Source organism: Paenibacillus sp. sgz302190, assembly GCF_059820445.1.
The window spans coordinates 171,400-188,382 of sequence record NZ_JBZYAO010000014.1; the positions used below are offsets into that span (position 1 = coordinate 171,400).

Genomic DNA, 16,983 nt, shown 5'->3' on the forward strand with positions numbered 1-16,983 from the left:
TGATAAACATGTCAACGAATGACGTAAGAATACGTAACATATTATCCGTAATGTTCGTAATCTGCCAAAAAGCATGTAAGTTATTTCGCATATACCCTTAAAAACTCGGTCTCCAGACTGAGGACACCTTCAATCCCTCGTCTCTTTTCATTGCCGGCTGCATCTTATAGACTAGAGGTATCTTAACAAACACGTACACAATTGGAGGAAGCAAGCATGAATCCGAATCTGTTCGGGCGAATCTTCTGGGGGCTCATTCTTGTCACCGCAGGCGCATTTTTCCTGCTGGATCAAATGGGGCTCATCAAAATCGATATCGCGTATATCTTTTCCACTTACTGGCCAATCATTCTCATTTTCTATGGTTTGACGGGATTCGTTTGGCAGCGCAAGTATCATTGGGGAAGTTCCGTCTGGAGTGTACTGCTGTGCGGGGTAGGCACCATCTTTTTGCTTCATAACTTGAAGCTTACCGATTTGTCGATCGGGGAAATGTTTCGATACCTGTGGCCAGTGGCGCTGATTTTGTTCGGGCTGAATGTGATTTTCAAACCTTGGAAAAAGCATTCGCACGCCGATCGGGATGCTTACCGCGATGCGAAAAGAGACGCAAGGGAAGCGCGGCGCGCGGCGCTCCGCGAAGAGCGCGAGAAATACAAGCGTCAATGGAAGGAATTCAAGTGGGAGCATCATGCGTCATCCGATGCATCGGCCCATAAGGAAGACAAGCCCGAGATCAAGAGAGAACTGAGCGAAGAAGAGAAGGCGGTGCTGAAAGACATTCACGGCGAGTTTGATCCGCACAAATACGGCGATGCTTGGAAAACTGCGGAGGAAACCGCTTCGATTAACCTGTCCAAGCATGAAGACGCGACCGGCAAATCGCAGAGGGGGCTCCATCACAATCACCGGCATCCGCGCTATCAAACGTTTGGCGGCGATCATTCCGGAGATACGATTCACAGGCACGGCTTTATCGGCGACGTGCACATGGGGCAGGAGCCATGGGAGCTCAAGCCGCTGCACATCTCTCATTTTATCGGGGATTCCGTCATCGATTTGACCCGTGCCTCCGTTCCTTTGGGGGAGACGCCGATTTTTGTGACGGCTTTTATCGGGGACGTGAAAATTTTTATTCCCAACGATATCGATCTGGAAGTCAAAGTGATGGCCAACTCGTTTATCGGGGATATGAAGGTACTCGATCGCCGGGAAAGCGGGTTTATGAGCAGCGTTCGGACGGAAACCGCCCATTTTGACGAGGCGCAGCGGAAGCTGATCGTGACGACCAGCATGTTTATCGGAGATATTACGATTAAAAAAATAGGTTGAGGTCGGATCATGTACAAATTGCGGATGTTCAATATGAAGTGGCAGCTTTTGAGCTACTTCTTTATTGCAAGCTTGATCATAGTGTCCAGCATCTTTATCGCGCTTGAATATTTCCAGGATTATTTCGCTTACTGGGAATTCAAAATGTGGTTTTTGATCGCCATTCTGGCGGTTTGTTTATCCACGGGCTATGTGGCAACGAGAAGGTGGCAGCGCAAAGTGGACGAACTTCACCTGGCCATGCTGGAAATATCGAAAGGCAACTTTTCCAGCCGGATTGAACTGGAACCGGTCGAGCCTTTCCTCTACTTGTATGATACGTTCAATACGATGGCTTCGGCTATCGAGGCCCGCGTACAGCTGCTGCAGCAGTTGGGCGAGGCCGAGGCGATTCGTGACCAGGAACTCACCGAAACCGCGGTTATGGAAGAAAGGCGGAGGCTTGCGCGCGATCTGCATGATACGGTCAGCCAGGAGCTGTTCGCTATCCATATGTCGGCGTCCTCGCTTCCGAAAATGCTGGGAAAAAATCCGGCCGCAGCCGAAGGCGTCATGACTCAACTGATTCAAATGTCGCATCATGCGCAAAAGCAGATGCGCGGACTCATCTCGCAGCTGAGGCCGATCGAGCTGAACGATATGACGCTGCAAGAAGCTCTGGAGAAATGGTTCCCCGAATATTGCCGGGCCCATGAACTTCAGGGCCAGCTTGATGTTATCCTCGGCGAAGCCATATCCGAAGCGATCGAGCACCAGCTGTTTCTCATCGTACAGGAAGGGATGGCGAATGTCGTTAAGCACGCTTCCGCGGAGGAAGTCCGCTTGTCGATTCACGAGCGGGAGCACCAATACATTTTGCAGCTGCAGGATAACGGCCAGGGCTTTGAACGGAGCGGCATTCCTTCGGCCTCGCACGGGCTGACGACGATGAAGGAAAGAGCGCAGAAGCTCGGCGGCGATGTGGAAATTTTCAGCAAACCGGGAGCGGGAACGAGGGTGCAGGTGAAAATTCCGCGTTTTGCGGACGATACCGAAGAAGCGATTGTCAAAAGGAGAGGAAAAGTCGAATGAGTAACGCGATAAAAATTATGATCGTCGATGATCACGATATGGTCCGGGTGGGGCTCCGAACTTATATATCTTTGGAACCGGATTTGGAAGTGATCGGGGAAGCCGGCAACGGAAGAGAAGCGCTCGACCTGCTGGAGGGCGCGCTTGCGGAATCTCTCCCGGACATCGTGCTGATGGATCTGACGATGCCTGTCATGGACGGTATTGCCGCCACCAAGCTGATCGGCGAAAAATATCCCCGGACCAGAGTCATCATGCTGACGAGTTTCCTGGAAGAGGCGAAGGTCGTTGAAGCGATCGAGTCCGGGGCCATCAGCTATATGCTCAAAACCGTCTCATCGGATCAGCTCGTCCATGCCATTCAGAGCGCATACCGCGGTATGCCGGTCATGAATTCCGACGTTTCTCTCGCGCTGACCAGAGGGATCCGGCAAAAAAGCGCCAAGCCTGAGGAGGACGTACTCACGACCCGCGAAAAAGAAGTGCTTCTCCTCATCGCCGATGGGAAGAGCAATAAAGAAATATCCGAAGAGCTGTTTATCAGCATCAAAACGGTAAAAACCCACGTCAGCAATTTGCTGATGAAGTGCGAGCTGGAGGACCGGACGCAGCTTGCCATCTACGCCCACCGCAAAGGATGGGTTTGACCGGAGGCGGATTCGCACATAAAATCTACATTTTGGCACATTCTAAAGCGTAAGAACTTCAATTCGAACGACTAAAGGAGTGTCAAACCCATGCAACTCATTTCTTCCTCGCTGGAGCAAGTGCAGGAGAGTTTCGGCAGTGTGCGTGAACGCTTGCATGAATTCGACTTTGCCCTGGGCGGCAACTGGGACTACGATCACGGATATTTCGACCGGCATTTGGACGAGGCGAACAAAGTTTGGCTGCGCATCCCGTTCCAAGTCGTAACCGGTCGAATCGAAGGCGACAGTGAGGCGACGGATGCCGTCGTCAGGCTCGGAACGCCTTTTGTGCTTAAGCATGTATATAATGAAGGACTCGATTACGATGCCGAAGCTGCAACTTACGGCGCGATGGTCGATCAATTTCAGACGCCTCTCGATTCCGACGCGAAAATTGAGGAAAATTGGATCGAAGAAGCGGCGGAATTACTGCAAAAAGTGGAGCAATCCTGGGCGCAATAAGCAAAATTTGTTTTTTTACCTCCCGTTTATTGATTTTTAATATTGGTTTAAGGTTATGGGTGCATGATAGAGCCATAGACAACTAGACCTACAATATTTGGACCCCATAGCATGCACTCATTCTTATTCAAACATGGAGGTAAGAAAAATATGGAAGACAATAAAAAGGATTACAGCGATTTTTTCAAGCCGCAGAACAACGATAACGGCTCGGACAAACCGCACAACGAGCAATCATCCAACCAAGAAAGGCCTTCCTACTATTATTCTTACGGTCCTTACAAGTCGGCATTCAGCGATAACAACAGCTCGGAGCCTTTGACCACATCGGTTTCTGGCGCAGAGGGCACATCAAGCGTTGAAGTGACCCCGCCCAAAAACCTGCGTTCGTTCAGCTTCCAGTCCGAGTCGGGGCAACCGGGAGGTCCGGGGCAATGGGATTACAATACACGTAAACGTACGTCTGGCAAAAGCATTTTCGCCGCCTTCATGGCAGGCGCTCTAGTAGTTGGCGCATTGATGTTCGGAGCGGACAAAATGAATCTGTTCACAGGCCATCAACCGCTGTCAGCCAGCAGCTCTTCCGCATCGACGAAAACTTCGGCCGCTGGCTCAAGCAGCGGCAGCAACGATTTGAAAAACGTAGGACTCGACTTCGCGCGTCCGAACAACATCTCCGAGATTGCGCAAAATGCGGGTCCGGCCGTAGTCAAAGTCGAATCTTTTGTCAAGGCGAAGAAATCGACCCGCGGCAGCGGAAATTCCTTGTTCGACGATCCGTTCTTCCGCCAATTTTTCGGCGATGACGGCAGCGGCGGCAGTGGCGGTGGAAGCCAAAACGACAACCAGCAAGATTCAGGCAGCGGCACCTTGCAGGAAGCGGGCATGGGTACAGGGTTTATTTTTGAAAAATCCGGCTACATTTTGACCAATGAGCACGTGGTCGACGGCTCCGACGAAGTTCACGTAACCGTTCAAGGCTACGACAAGCCGTTTACCGCCAAGCTGCTGGGCAACAGCTACGATCTCGACTTGGCGGTGCTCAAAATCGAAGGCGCCAAAGACTTCCCGATCCTTCCGCTCGGCAAAGCCGAAGACGTGAACGTCGGCGACTGGGTCGTCGCGATCGGCAACCCTTACGGGTTCGACCATACCGTAACCGTCGGCGTGCTCAGCGCCAAAGAGCGTCCGATCAGCATTCCGGATTCCAAGGGAACCCGCGAGTACAAACATTTGCTGCAAACCGACGCATCGATTAACCCCGGCAACTCCGGCGGTCCGCTGCTGAACTTGAACGGCGAAGTTATCGGCATCAATACGGCGGTAAGCGCGCAGGCGCAAGGCATCGGATTTGCGATTCCGACCAGCACGATCTCATCCGTTCTCGAAAACTTGAAAAACAACGTGGAAATTCCAAAAGAGCCGGTTCCGTATTTGGGCGTAGGCTTGCAGGATATCGGCAAGGATTGGGTCAGCGAACTGAAGCTTGAAAATACGGACGGCGCCCTTGTAGGCAGCGTTCAGCGCAAAAGCCCAGCTTTCCAAGCCGGACTGCGCCAATATGACGTCATCGTCGATATTAACGGCGCCAAAGTGAAAAGCTCGCAAGATCTGATCACGAAAGTTCAGGCGACCAAAGTGGGCGACAAAGTGACGCTGGGTGTTATCCGCGACGGCAAACGCATGGAAGTCCCCGTAACGATAGGCGATAAAAACACATTGTCGGCGACAACCAACAAATAAGACTCAGTTGCATTAAAGGAAGTGGAGACCCGCGGCCGCAAGCTTGCAGGCTCTGCTTTCTTTTTGCTTTCGCGCGATTTTGTTACAATGTATATATCAGGGTTGTAAAATGAAGGGTACAAGAAAGGCGGCTGCTTGCATGAGAGAAAAAATTTTAGTAATAGACGATGACGAAAAAATCACTTCAATGTTGAGGCGGGGCCTTGCCTTTGAAGGATATATGGTAGTGACCGCAAGCAATGGCGCCGAAGGCTTGAAGCAGACGCTGCTGAACGATCCGAATCTGATCGTTCTCGATGTGATGATGCCGCAGATCGACGGCTGGGAGGTCGTGCGCCGGGTTCGCGAGAGCGGCAGCGAGGTGCCGATTCTGATGCTGACGGCCAAGGACGAAATCAGCGACCGGGTCAAAGGTCTCGACCTTGGCGCCGACGATTACCTCGTGAAGCCTTTCGCGCTCGAGGAATTGCTGGCGCGGGTCCGCGTACTGCTGCGCAGACGCGCGGAGCGTCCGGAGCAGCCGACAAACCGGCTGACTTACGAAGATGTGACGCTCGATCTGGATACGCGCGAAGTTTTTCGCGAAGACAAGCTTGTCGAACTGACGACGAAGGAGTTCGATCTGCTGCATTTGTTTATGCTGAATCCGAAGCGGGTGCTGTCCCGGGACATCATCATGGAAAAAATTTGGGGCTACGATTACAGCGGCGAATCCAACGTGCTCGAAGTTTACATCGCCCTGCTTCGCCAAAAAACTGAAGAACACGGGCACAAGCGGATCATCCAGACAGTCCGCGGCGCCGGCTACGTGTTGAGGGGGGAATCGTAAGCGATGTCTCTCCGCCTCCGACTAACGCTCTGGTATTCCGGCATATTGGCGGTGACCATGCTTGTTTTCGGTATCGGGCTTTATTTTTTTCTGAACTATTTTTTGTATGATGGCGTGAAAAGCGATCTCAAAGAGGAAGCCGAAATGAGCTATTCCCGCGTGCAAAAAAGCGTCGCTCTTTCGATCAAAGGGCTGGTCATCGATCTGGAGTTGGAAAACAGAGACTTGAATTCCAATAACATCTCATTGCAGCTGTACAACGTAAAGCTCAAAACGGTGACCCGTTCGGCATTGCTGCTATACAACGGCATTGCTCTGCCTGTTCCGCCGCTTGACAAATTTGCGCATACACCGTCTTATTTTGAAAAGACGAAAGTAGCCGGGAACCAGGATATCCTCATTTATCACATGGGAATATACGGGAGCCTGGACAGACCGGATGAATTGGTCGGGGTGCTGGAGGCTGCTTTTCCGATCGGACACTATGAGTCGACCCTGCTCAAATTGCGTTATGCGCTGGTATTCTGGGCTTTGATTACGATTGTTCTGGCTGCATCCTTGGGCTGGTTCATGTCCAGAAAAGCGTTGATGCCTATCGATCAGGTCATCGAGGCGGCGAATCAGATCGAGAGCGGGACTGACCTTGAGAAGCGGATTCTTTATGACGGTCCGCAGGATGAAATCGGCCGCTTGACGGAAACGATCAACGGAATGCTGTCCCGCATTCAAGTGACGTATTCCGATCTGGAGGAAGCTTACCGGGCTCAGCGCCGCTTTGTATCGGATGCTTCCCACGAGCTGCGGACGCCGCTTACGACGATACGCGGGAATGTGGATTTGCTTGAGAAAATGTGGAAGCAGACTTCCGGCAATGCGCAGCTCGCCACGCCGGATCAAATGCAAATATCGCTGGAAGCGATGCAGGATATCGCCGGTGAAGCGCAGCGCATGAGCAGGCTGGTGAACGATCTGCTCGCGCTTGCGCGGGCGGATGCGGGAGTGCAGATGGAGATGTCCGAGCTCGATATGCTGCCGCTTGTTCAGGAGGTCATACGCCGAACGCAATTTTTGTCGCGTACAGCCGACTGGCAGGTGGGCGATCTGGATGCGCTGAACGACGCCGTCGTGCAGGGAAACCGCGACTATTTGCAGCAGCTTTTGTTCATTTTCATCGAAAATGCGTTCAAATATACGCCGTCAGGCGTCGTCATGCTCGATGCGCTTCGCTCGCCGGGCCTTGTCGGACTGCGGATCGCCGATACCGGGATCGGCATGAACAAGGAAGATGTGCCGCACATTTTCGACCGTTTTTATCGCGCGGATCTGTCCAGAGGCCAGACGAGCGGCACAGGACTCGGCTTGTCGATCGCCAAATGGATTATTGACGAGCACCGCGGCTCGATCGAAGTTACAACCCGCAAAGACGAAGGCAGCACTTTCATCATCTGGCTTCCCGCCAACTTCCCTCTAACCGTTTAATCCGTTATAATGAAAGAACAAAACTTATATCCGGAGCAGGTGGAGCAAGCATGAAAGTTGTCAAAATATCGCCAAGAGGCTACTGCTACGGCGTCGTAGACGCAATGGCTTTGGCTATGCAAACGGCTAAAAACCTGAATCTGCCAAGGCCTATATATATATTAGGAATGATCGTGCATAATTCGCACGTGACCGACTTCTTTAAGGAAGAAGGCGTAATTACGCTCGACGGCGAGAATCGTCTGGACATTTTGGAGCAAATCGATACCGGAACGGTCATCTTTACGGCGCACGGCGTTTCTCCGGAAGTAAGGCGCATGGCGCGGGAAAAGGGGCTTACCGTCGTTGACGCCACATGTCCGGACGTTACCAAAACCCATGACCTGATCCGCGAAAAGGCTGCCGATGGCTATGACGTGATATATATCGGCAAGAAGGGCCATCCCGAGCCGGAAGGCGCTGTCGGAGTCGCTCCGGGACACGTGCATCTGATCGAGAAGCTGGAGGAAGCGGAGAAGCTGGACATCCGTTCGGAACGAATTATTATTACGAATCAAACGACGATGAGCCAGTGGGACATCAAACATATTATGAACCGCCTGCTGGAGCTGTTTCCCAAAGCCGAGATTCACAATGAAATATGTCTGGCTACCCAGGTACGGCAGGAGGCGGTGGCCGAGCAGGCCAAAGAAGCCGATCTGGTCATCGTCGTCGGAGATCCGAAGAGCAACAATTCCAACCGTCTGGCCCAAGTATCGGAGGAAATTGCGGGCGTCAAGGCGTACCGGATATCCGATATCACCGAGTTGGACCGGAACTGGCTTGCCCATGTTCGCCAGGTAGGCGTCACTTCGGGCGCTTCCACGCCGACTCCGATCACCAAAGAGGTCATTGCGTATTTGGAGAGCTACGATCAGAAAGACGAAACCACTTGGGAATTGAAACGTACTATAAATATGAAGAAGCTCATCCCGGCTGCAAAATCCAAAACAGCGGCGAGCGAGTAATTGTTACCAATTCAACTTGATAGGATTGAGAACCGGCATGCAAAGTGCACAGAAGGTGAAACCCAAACATATTCGCTACGATTGGAAAAGCACCAAGAAATGGTTCAAGTATAAGTATTTGCTGCTTTTGCGTGCCAAAGGGGGGCCGTCAAAAGTAGCGCGGGGATTTTCGATCGGTTTGGCAGTCGAAATGTTCACGCTGCCTACGGCCGGATTTGCCTTCCTTCTCATCTTTCCTCTAGTATATTTGCTAAGAGCGAATTTGGCGGGGGCATTAATCGGATTTGTGTTCGGCAAAATCATTTATATCCCGCTCGCATTTTTGAACAAGCATGTCGGAGACTTGCTGGTTCCCAAGCCTTTTAAACATTATCTCATTCATCATTTGCCCGACCTGTTATCGAATATTATCCGCGGAAGCCTGGATTTGATCGTAGGCGGGATGGTCGTTGGAACGATGCTCGGCATTATTATGTATTTCCCTATTTTATTGCTGCTGAAATATCATACGAACCGCAGGAAAGAAAAGCGCAGAATTCGCAAGGCGGAGCTCCTTTTGCCGAACGGCGCGGAATAAAAAAATAAATTAGTGCTTGACGAACTTTCGTCAAGCATTGTATATTTACTTTAGTGATTAAAAGCGTAGAAGCGAGCAAGCGTTTAAGCATTTAAGCGTTCAAGGGGTTATGCGACAAGTTGGAGTAACATAGTTTATCGGCCAGCAGTAGACTGGTTCATATTTTAAGGAGCGTGAATTCAGATGATCGCAATTACATCGAACAAAATTTCCGGCGAGCGGATCCAGGAGCTCGTTCAATGGATTGAAAAGCACGACGTGCAAGCGCACGTATCCAAAGGGGAAGACCGCACGGTTATCGGTATTATCGGCAAAGCGGATCCCAAGATGGCGGAGCAGCTTCGTCAAATGTCGGGAGTTGAGCAAGTGGTGAAAATTTCCAAATCCTACAAGCTGGCGAGCCGTGACTTCCACCCGGCCGACACGGTGATCAAGATCAAAGACGTGGAAATCGGCGGAGAACAGCTCATCATCATGGGCGGCCCTTGCGCGGTGGAATCTCCGGAGCAAATCGACGAGATCGCCCGTCTGGTCAAAGCCGCAGGCGGCCAAGTGCTCCGCGGCGGCGCATTCAAGCCGAGAACAGGTCCTTACAGCTTCCAGGGCGTAGGCGTCGAAGGCTTGATCATGATGGCCGAAGCGGGCAAAAAGCACGGCCTTCTGACCATCACGGAAGTGATGACGCCGGAATACGTGGACGTATGCGCGGAATACGCAGATATCCTGCAGGTGGGAACGCGCAATATGCAAAACTTCGATCTGCTTCGCAAATTGGGAACGATTCAGACGCCTGTACTGTTGAAGCGCGGCTTCAGCTCTACATATGACGAGTTCCTGAACGCGGCCGAATACATTCTTGCAGGCGGAAATCCGAACGTTATGCTCTGCGAACGCGGAATCCGAACATTTGAAACCTACACGCGCAACACACTGGATCTTTCGGCAATTCCGGTGCTCAAACAGCTCAGCCACCTGCCTGTCATTTCCGATCCGAGCCACGGCACGGGCCGCCGCGAACTGGTAGAGCCGATGACCAAAGCATCGGTTGCAGCCGGAGCGGACGGTTTGATTATCGAAATGCATACGGATCCTGATAATTCAATGACAGGCGACGGCGTGCAATCCCTGTTCCCGGATCAATTTGCCAAATTGCTGGTCGATTTGGAAAAGCTCGCACCGCTTCTCGGAAAGAAATTCGATACGAAAAAAGAGCCGATTTTGGCTTAAATAAAGCTCTCACCGGAGGCTGCGCTTCTTCGAAAACGAAGAAGCCGGCCTTTTTCCTGCTTTTATCACAAATCTGTGAACAGTGTAAGCATAGCTGACACATCCATAAAAAATACCTGACATAAGTATTGACGGTAAGAAGTTAAAAGCTATATAATATGTGCAAGATAACAAGAAAAAGTTGAACAATCATCACGCAAAGTACGTTGAATGTACGGAAATAGGAGGTATTTTTAAAATGTCAGTTCAAAACGTGTTGAACCTCATCAAGGAAAAAAACATCGAGTGGGTAGATTTCCGTTTCGTAGGTCTTTCCGGTAAACAGCAGCATATTTCTTTGCCTGCGACGGAAGTGGACGAAGATACTTTCGTAAACGGCGTAGCTTTTGACGGTTCCTCTATCCCGGGCTTCCGTGGTATCGAACAATCTGACATGGTTATGATGCCAGATACCGAGACTGCGTATGTAGATCCTTTTACAGCGCATCCGACTTTGGTTATTATGAGCAACATTCATACTCCAGAGGGCGAACGCTATGACCGCGATCCTCGCAGCATCGCTCAAAAAGCTGAAGAGTACCTGCAAACTACAGGTATCGGTACAACTGCAAATTTTGCTCCTGAATCCGAGTTCTTCATCTTTGACGATGTGCGTTACGAGTCCGGCATGAACAAATCCTACTTTGAAGTGGATTCCGAAGAAGCAGCGTGGAACTCCGGCCGCAAAGAAGAAGGCGGAAACCTGGCTTACAAAATCCCTGTTAAAGGCGGTTACGTTCCAGTAGCTCCAACCGACAGCCAACAGGACATTCGTTCCGAAATGTGCCGTCTGCTTGCGGAGACAGGTCTTCGCATCGAGCGTCACCATCACGAAGTTGCTACAGCGGGTCAAGCTGAAATCAACTTCCGTTTCGACACTTTGACTAAAACTGCAGACAACCTGCTCAAATACAAATACATCGTTTCCAACACAGCTAGACAATACGGCAAAGTGGCAACATTCATGCCAAAACCTCTGTTCGGCGACAACGGCAGCGGTATGCACGTTCATATGTCCATCTTCAACGGCGGAGAGCCTCTGTTCTATGAAAAAGGCGCTTACGCGAACTTGAGCGAAATGGCTATGCATTACATCGGCGGTATCCTGTACCACGCTCCTGCGCTGATTGCAATCACAAACCCAAGCACGAACTCTTTCAAACGCCTGGTTCCTGGTTACGAAGCGCCGGTTAACCTGGTATTCTCCAAAGGCAACCGTTCCGCAGCCGTTCGTATTCCGATCGCAGCTGTGACTCCTAAAGGCTGCCGCATCGAGTTCCGTACTCCGGACAGCACGGCTAACCCATACCTTGCTTTCGCAGCTATGCTGATGGCGGGTCTTGACGGTATCAAAAAGAAAATCGATCCGACCGCTCTTGGTTACGGTCCTTTCGACAAAAACATCTATGAAATGTCCGATGCTGAAAAAGCGGAAATCCGCAGCGTTCCTGGCACGCTGGACGAAGCTTTGGACGCTCTTGCGGCAGATTCCGACTTCTTGCTTGAAGGCGGCGTATTTACGCAAGATTTCATCGACAACTACATCGAATTCAAACGCGGAGAAGCAAAACAAGTGGCTATCCGCATTCATCCGCACGAGTACTCCCTGTACTTCGATTGCTAATCTGTACGCTCTTATACTATTATTAAACAAGCTGGTTCTTCGGCAGTCATTTGCCGGAGGACCAGTTTTTGCATCTAAATACGACACCCACTGACGGGAAGGATGAGCTGGAATGAACATAGCCTTACTTGCGGGAAGCAATCGGAAAGCGGCAGCGAGCACGGGGCTGGCCAAATATATCAAGCAGGCGATCGAGCGGAAGGGCAATCAGGCTGTGTTGATTGATTTGTATGCAGCGCCTCTGCCATTTTATTCGCCCGACACGGTATATACCGATCACGAAGGGCTGGCCGCGCTGGCAAAAGCGATGCTGGGTGCCGACGGCATCGTGCTCGCATCGCCGGAATATCACGGCAGCATGACCGGCGTTCTCAAAAATGCGCTCGATCACCTTGGGCAGGATCATTTTAAGGGCAAAGCCGTGCTCGCAGCCAGTTCCGCCGGAGGGGCGGTCGGCGTCAGCACGCTCCAACATATGCAAGTAACGGTGCGCAACCTGCACGGCATCAACTGCCCGGAATGGATCTCGATCGGCGGCGATCAGAGAGCAGGCTTTGAAGACGGGCCTATAGAAGCCCAGATAAGCCCCAATGTGCAAGCCCGCGTTCACCGGGCGGTTGACGCTTTTCTGCATCTGGCGGGCTTGCTTAGGAAATAAGCATGGCTCTAGCCGGATGGGGGGGCTGGAGCCCTAAAGTTTGGCGCGGCCGTTCATGAAATGGCTGGCTGAGCAGCCCGGAAAACCTGCGAAAGTGCAGGTTTTTTCCGGGAAAGCGGCTCGTTTTGGCGAAATTCCTGCAATTGTGCAGGAATTTTCGATGAAAATGAGCCTGAGCCCGCGTGTTCGATGAAAAACCTGCACATTTGCAGGAATTTTTCGTTGCCGGCGTATTGACGAGCAAAAACCTGCACTTTTGCAGTTTTTTTTCGCGCAGCCAGGCAGATGTGCTGCTGGGCCAAGCAGGCTGCCCTGTGTTAATGCGCAGCCAGAGCTGTAACGGTACCGCCGATGATTTCCGGCGGTCATCTCCAGCGGACTGTACTAAAGCCATGAATCTTGGCTGAGGAACTGGCCGGACTCAATTGGCAAGCTTGGCGTGTCAATGCCTTTTAGTGGTAAAATGATAGAGAATTGGAGAACGAACGAATAGCGGGAAGAGCGGCAAGGAGAAACCCATGGAAGCAAAGCCAATAACCGACCATTTGCAGCATCATTTGCGGATTCTTTTTATCGGCTACAATCCGAGTATCCGCTCGGGAGAGACGGGCCATCATTATGCGAGCCCAAGCAACCGTTTTTACCGTATTTTACATGCGGCTGGGTTGACGGATCGCTTGTACAAACCGCAGGAGGACGGGGACATGCTCCGCCTTGGTTACGGCTTCACGAATATTGTCGCCAGACCTACCCTGACGGCCGCCGAGATTGCGCCGGAGGAATATAAGGAAGGCCGGGAGATTTTGCGCAAAAAAATCGAAATTTACCGGCCGCGAGTCGCATGTTTCGTCGGAAAAGGCGTGTATGAGCAGTACAGCGGCAGACGGGGAATGGCCTGGGGAGTACAGCCGGAACCGGTCGTGCCCGGCGTCATCGAATATGTGTGTCCCTCCTCCAGCGGCCTCGTTCGCATGAAATTGGAGGAGATGGTGTCAATATTTGGCGGGATGCTGACGTTAAGCGAAGCGGAGGAGGATAAAGAATGAACATTCCATGGCTCGAATGGGCGAAACAAATTCAGGCGATCAGTCAGGCCGGGCTTGAGTATGGCGAAAACGGGTACGATCTGGAGCGCTACGAGGCGCTGCGCAGCATCAGTGTCGAGATGATGAGCTACTTTACCGAAACGCCGGTTGAAAAGGTGAGAGAGCTGTTTGCCAGCGATTCGGGCTATGCGACGCCGAAAGTGGATGTAAGAGCCGTCGTCTTCAGGGAGGACAAGATTTTGCTTGTCCGCGAAAGAGCAGACGGCGCCTGGTCTATGCCCGGAGGCTGGGCGGATATCGGCTACACGCCCTCCGAGGTCGCCGTCAAGGAGACCAAGGAGGAAGCCGGCTACGACGTCAAGCCGGTCCGTTTGCTGGCGCTTCTGGACAAAAAGCGCCACCCGCACCCGCCCTCGCCGAACCACGTGTACAAGATATTCATCTTGTGCGAACTGGAAGGCGGCGAGGCGTTGACGGACGCCCTGGAGACGACGGGCGTCGGCTTTTTCGGCGAGAGCGAGCTGCCGCCGCTCTCGATCGAGCGGAACACCGCCTGCCAGGTGCAGCGAATGTTCGAGCTTTACCGCAGCCCCGGTTCGCAGGCGCTGCTTGATTAGCATAACGTTGCAAGCATACGTTCAAACTGTACCGAATCGTTCAAGTTTTAAACGTAATCCCAAAAAGCTTTTGTGAATGTAACGAGCCGAGACACCCTTATTTCGTGGTAAACTGTCCGTTTGAACGATGGGGGAACCGGTTCGTTACAATGCAGCTGCCGGTCAGAGCGTTTGAAGGAATGCGTAAATCCGTTCCAACGCTTCGTCCAGCAAAACCTGCGAAGTCGCGTAGGAGCAGCGGACAAACCCTTCTCCGCCGGAGCCGAAAACTTGCCCGGGAACGGTTACGACATTGGCCTCCTGCAGCAGCCTGTGAGCAAACTGTTCCGAGCTTAACCCGGTATGCGCGATCGAAGGAAACGCATAGAAGGAGCCCAGCGGTTCGTGGCAGGGCAGCCCGACCTGCCTTAAGCCTTGGACGAACGACTTCCGGCGCTTATTGTAGGAGGCGATCATCCGGTCTTTTTCCTCCAGGCCGTTCCGGAGGGACTCAATAGCGGCAATCTGGCCCAAAATAGGCGCGCACATGAGCGTGTACTGGTGAATTTTCAACATCGCCGAAATGAGCTCCCGGTGGCCGCACACATAGCCGACCCGCCATCCGGTCATGGCGAACGCCTTCGAAAAGCCGCTGACCACCAGCGTCCGGTCTTTCATTCCGGGCAGCGAAGCGAAGCTGACGTGTGTGCTGCCGTACGTCAACTCGGCGTAAATTTCATCCGAAATTACTACGAGGTTGCGCTCTTCCACAATTTTAGCTATCGGCAGCCAGTCCTCGCGGGTCATAATTCCGCCTGTCGGATTGTTCGGGTAACAAAGCACAAGCACTTTGGAACGGGGAGTCAGCTTTGCTTTCAGCGACTCTGCCGTAAGCTTGAACTGATCTTCGGCAAAAGTTTCGACAGCTACGGGCTTGCCCCCGCCCAGAAACGTAATCGGCGAATAAGAAATGTAGCAGGGGACCGGGATCAAAATTTCATCGTCCTGCGTAATCAGGGCGCGCAAGGCCAGATCGATGGCTTCGCTGCTGCCTACGGTAACCATGATTTCGTCAGCGGGGTCGTACGTCACCTGAAAGCTAGCGGACAAGTACTCCGCAATCGCCTCCCGCAGCTCGGGCAGCCCGGCGTTGGGCGTGTACGAGGTTTTGCCTTTTTCCAGCGCATGAATGCAGGCGTCCCGGACGTGCTTTGGCGTAACGAAATCCGGCTCGCCTACGCCAAGCGAGATTACGTCTTTTCTGCCTGCCGTGAAATCGAAAAACTTGCGGATGCCCGAAGGCGGCATATCGCGCACCGCAGGCGTCAATAGTTCCCTTATGGATGAATGAGTCATGCTGGTTTCCTCCTTTTTTTGGAAAACAAAAAAACCCGCCCCATAAGGGACGAGTTATTACCCGTGTTACCACCCTAGTTTCACTTCATGCGAAGCGACACTCCGTTCACGTATCCATCAATACGTGTTCCCGTTAACGCTGGAATTGCGGCAGCACCTACTTGGTTTTCAGCCTGCTTCTCGGAGATGGCTTTCGGTTATCGTCTGAACGTTGGCTCGCACCTGCCCCAACTCTCTGCGGATCAGCCGGATAACTTACTCTTTCTCTTCACAGAATTTCGAACTCATATCAAGTTGAGGTTATTATAAGCATAGACGCTGAAAAAAAGCAATACTTAAATTATTCGACCCGCTGAAAAGTGGGGAGCAGGTATCGCATGCAGGCCCCTGGGACAAGGCGGCTTGGCAGGGGAAAGCCTGCGAAAGTGCAGGTTTTTTCTGTAATAATGGTTCATTTTGGCGAAAAGCCTGCGATTGTGCAGGAATTTTCGATAAAAATGAACCAAAGCCCATATTCGCGGCGAAAAGCCTGCACAATTGCAGGAATATGTCGTAGCCAGCGTGTCAACCGAGCAAAAACTGCACTTTTGCAGGTTTTCTTCGCGAAATCAGGTAAATTGTGCGTCAGGTTCAGGCATGTGGGTTTCTGGGCAGCTTGCAAAAAGAAAGTGCGGGGATTTTCGCCCAAAAGACAAAGAGACGGTTTAGTCGTCTAACCTGACAGCATTGGCGGGTATCGGCGGGAGCGACATCGGTGGGTGCTGATGGAAGTTGGCGCTGCGAGAGCGGCACCGGCGTGAGCGGGCAGTGGCGAGCGCGACAGGCGGAAGCCGGAGCTAGCGGAAGCGGCTCATCGACAAAAGCGGCGAGCCTCACTGGGCGCGGGTATCAGCGGAAGCAGGCGCCCACGAAAGCGGCATTGACGAGCGAGCGCGGGTACCGGCGTGAGCGGGCGCCCGCGAAAGCAGCATCGACGAGCATGGGTACCGATAGCGGCGGCAGTGAGAGCCAGCGGAAGCAGCATCGGCGGAAGCGGGCGCCCGCGAAAGCAGCATTGGCGAGCGCGGACACCGGTAGCGGCGGCAGTGAGAGCCAGCGTGAGCGAGCAGTCAGTGGCGGGAGCGAGCGCCGCTGGAAGCCGGCCGCGCGGCGTCAGTGCAGGCCCGGCGCGCCCAGCGGGAACGCGCCGAGCGGCTCGTAGGCCGGCTGTCGGCCCAGGTGGCTGCGGTAGAGGACGATGTCCTCTAC

Annotated in this window: 16 protein-coding genes and 1 other annotated feature; of the genes, 14 read left to right on the forward strand and 2 right to left on the reverse strand. The window is 52.6% G+C overall.

Annotated features, from left to right (window positions below; genetic code table 11):
- Window positions 1–216 precede the first annotated feature (216 nt).
- The 12 genes from liaF (at window position 217) to AC6RNO_RS17605 (ending at window position 12,737) form a co-directional block, all read left to right on the forward strand.
- Window positions 217–1,332 carry a cell wall-active antibiotics response protein LiaF gene (gene liaF / locus AC6RNO_RS17550; RefSeq protein WP_497106202.1) on the forward strand — a complete coding sequence of 372 codons (1,116 nt, stop codon included), beginning with the start codon at window positions 217–219 and terminating at the stop codon, window positions 1,330–1,332.
- Between the two features lie 9 nt (window positions 1,333–1,341).
- Window positions 1,342–2,403: a histidine kinase gene (locus tag AC6RNO_RS17555; protein WP_497106203.1), complete on the forward strand. Its 1,062-nt coding sequence runs from the start codon at window positions 1,342–1,344 to the stop codon at window positions 2,401–2,403.
- Window positions 2,400–3,050, forward strand: coding sequence for a response regulator (locus tag AC6RNO_RS17560; protein WP_497106204.1), 651 nt, complete (start codon window positions 2,400–2,402; stop codon window positions 3,048–3,050). The genes AC6RNO_RS17555 and AC6RNO_RS17560 overlap by 4 nt, the downstream gene beginning before the upstream one ends.
- Window positions 3,051–3,140: 90 nt before the next feature.
- Window positions 3,141–3,554: a YugN family protein gene (locus AC6RNO_RS17565; protein WP_474683472.1), complete on the forward strand. Its 414-nt coding sequence runs from the start codon at window positions 3,141–3,143 to the stop codon at window positions 3,552–3,554.
- Window positions 3,555–3,704: 150 nt separating this feature from the next.
- Window positions 3,705–5,297, forward strand: coding sequence for a trypsin-like peptidase domain-containing protein (locus AC6RNO_RS17570; protein ID WP_497106205.1), 1,593 nt, complete (start codon window positions 3,705–3,707; stop codon window positions 5,295–5,297).
- A 139-nt stretch (window positions 5,298–5,436) separates the two neighbouring features.
- Window positions 5,437–6,126 carry a response regulator transcription factor gene (locus AC6RNO_RS17575; protein WP_474683474.1) on the forward strand — a complete coding sequence of 230 codons (690 nt, stop codon included), beginning with the start codon at window positions 5,437–5,439 and terminating at the stop codon, window positions 6,124–6,126.
- A 3-nt stretch (window positions 6,127–6,129) separates the two neighbouring features.
- Window positions 6,130–7,605 (forward strand): sensor histidine kinase, encoded by a 1,476-nt coding sequence (locus AC6RNO_RS17580; RefSeq protein WP_474683475.1) that lies wholly within the window; start codon window positions 6,130–6,132, stop codon window positions 7,603–7,605.
- Window positions 7,606–7,655: 50 nt separating this feature from the next.
- Entirely contained in the window at window positions 7,656–8,612 is a 957-nt protein-coding gene (locus AC6RNO_RS17585) for a 4-hydroxy-3-methylbut-2-enyl diphosphate reductase (RefSeq protein WP_488437063.1), read from the forward strand.
- A gap of 55 nt (window positions 8,613–8,667) precedes the next feature.
- The gene (locus tag AC6RNO_RS17590; RefSeq protein ID WP_474683477.1) at window positions 8,668–9,189 is read left to right on the forward strand and encodes a DUF2062 domain-containing protein; all 522 of its coding nucleotides are present in this window, start codon (window positions 8,668–8,670) and stop codon (window positions 9,187–9,189) included.
- A 183-nt stretch (window positions 9,190–9,372) separates the two neighbouring features.
- Window positions 9,373–10,416, forward strand: coding sequence for a 3-deoxy-7-phosphoheptulonate synthase (aroF, locus tag AC6RNO_RS17595; protein ID WP_488437062.1), 1,044 nt, complete (start codon window positions 9,373–9,375; stop codon window positions 10,414–10,416).
- 238 nt (window positions 10,417–10,654) lie between these two features.
- Window positions 10,655–12,079: a type I glutamate--ammonia ligase gene (glnA, locus tag AC6RNO_RS17600; protein ID WP_488437061.1), complete on the forward strand. Its 1,425-nt coding sequence runs from the start codon at window positions 10,655–10,657 to the stop codon at window positions 12,077–12,079.
- Between the two features lie 112 nt (window positions 12,080–12,191).
- Window positions 12,192–12,737 (forward strand): NADPH-dependent FMN reductase, encoded by a 546-nt coding sequence (locus AC6RNO_RS17605; RefSeq protein ID WP_474683480.1) that lies wholly within the window; start codon window positions 12,192–12,194, stop codon window positions 12,735–12,737.
- A gap of 53 nt (window positions 12,738–12,790) precedes the next feature.
- On the opposite strand, the gene AC6RNO_RS17610 is transcribed toward AC6RNO_RS17605, so the two are convergent.
- Window positions 12,791–13,039, reverse strand: coding sequence for a hypothetical protein (locus AC6RNO_RS17610; RefSeq protein WP_497106206.1), 249 nt, complete (start codon window positions 13,037–13,039; stop codon window positions 12,791–12,793).
- A 216-nt stretch (window positions 13,040–13,255) separates the two neighbouring features.
- Between AC6RNO_RS17610 and AC6RNO_RS17615 the strand changes: the two genes are divergently transcribed.
- Window positions 13,256–13,783, forward strand: a complete 528-nt coding sequence (locus tag AC6RNO_RS17615) for a uracil-DNA glycosylase family protein (protein ID WP_497106207.1) — start codon at window positions 13,256–13,258, stop codon at window positions 13,781–13,783.
- On the forward strand, window positions 13,780–14,400 hold the full coding sequence (locus AC6RNO_RS17620) for an NUDIX hydrolase (protein ID WP_474683482.1): 621 nt from the start codon (window positions 13,780–13,782) through the stop codon (window positions 14,398–14,400). The genes AC6RNO_RS17615 and AC6RNO_RS17620 overlap by 4 nt, the downstream gene beginning before the upstream one ends.
- Window positions 14,401–14,562: 162 nt before the next feature.
- Here AC6RNO_RS17620 and AC6RNO_RS17625 read toward each other — a convergent pair whose 3' ends face one another.
- Window positions 14,563–15,735, reverse strand: coding sequence for an aminotransferase class I/II-fold pyridoxal phosphate-dependent enzyme (locus tag AC6RNO_RS17625; RefSeq protein ID WP_474683483.1), 1,173 nt, complete (start codon window positions 15,733–15,735; stop codon window positions 14,563–14,565).
- Window positions 15,736–15,777: 42 nt separating this feature from the next.
- Window positions 15,778–16,016 (reverse strand) — a binding site (T-box leader).
- Between the last annotated feature and the right edge of the window lie 967 nt (window positions 16,017–16,983).

What these genes read in the sequence shown, in the direction of transcription:
- glnA (WP_488437061.1), top strand. Translation starts at nt 10,655, where the DNA reads ATGTCAGTTCAAAACGTGTTGAACCTCATCAAGGAAAAAAACATCGAG.
- AC6RNO_RS17560 (WP_497106204.1), top strand. Translation starts at nt 2,400, where the DNA reads ATGAGTAACGCGATAAAAATTATGATCGTCGATGATCACGATATGGTC.
- AC6RNO_RS17575 (WP_474683474.1), top strand. Translation starts at nt 5,437, where the DNA reads ATGAGAGAAAAAATTTTAGTAATAGACGATGACGAAAAAATCACTTCA.
- aroF (WP_488437062.1), top strand. Translation starts at nt 9,373, where the DNA reads ATGATCGCAATTACATCGAACAAAATTTCCGGCGAGCGGATCCAGGAG.
- AC6RNO_RS17565 (WP_474683472.1), top strand. Translation starts at nt 3,141, where the DNA reads ATGCAACTCATTTCTTCCTCGCTGGAGCAAGTGCAGGAGAGTTTCGGC.
- AC6RNO_RS17620 (WP_474683482.1), top strand. Translation starts at nt 13,780, where the DNA reads ATGAACATTCCATGGCTCGAATGGGCGAAACAAATTCAGGCGATCAGT.
- AC6RNO_RS17570 (WP_497106205.1), top strand. Translation starts at nt 3,705, where the DNA reads ATGGAAGACAATAAAAAGGATTACAGCGATTTTTTCAAGCCGCAGAAC.
- AC6RNO_RS17580 (WP_474683475.1), top strand. Translation starts at nt 6,130, where the DNA reads ATGTCTCTCCGCCTCCGACTAACGCTCTGGTATTCCGGCATATTGGCG.
- AC6RNO_RS17555 (WP_497106203.1), top strand. Translation starts at nt 1,342, where the DNA reads ATGTACAAATTGCGGATGTTCAATATGAAGTGGCAGCTTTTGAGCTAC.
- liaF (WP_497106202.1), top strand. Translation starts at nt 217, where the DNA reads ATGAATCCGAATCTGTTCGGGCGAATCTTCTGGGGGCTCATTCTTGTC.
- AC6RNO_RS17625 (WP_474683483.1), bottom strand. Translation starts at nt 15,735, where the DNA reads ATGACTCATTCATCCATAAGGGAACTATTGACGCCTGCGGTGCGCGAT.
- AC6RNO_RS17585 (WP_488437063.1), top strand. Translation starts at nt 7,656, where the DNA reads ATGAAAGTTGTCAAAATATCGCCAAGAGGCTACTGCTACGGCGTCGTA.
- AC6RNO_RS17615 (WP_497106207.1), top strand. Translation starts at nt 13,256, where the DNA reads ATGGAAGCAAAGCCAATAACCGACCATTTGCAGCATCATTTGCGGATT.
- AC6RNO_RS17605 (WP_474683480.1), top strand. Translation starts at nt 12,192, where the DNA reads ATGAACATAGCCTTACTTGCGGGAAGCAATCGGAAAGCGGCAGCGAGC.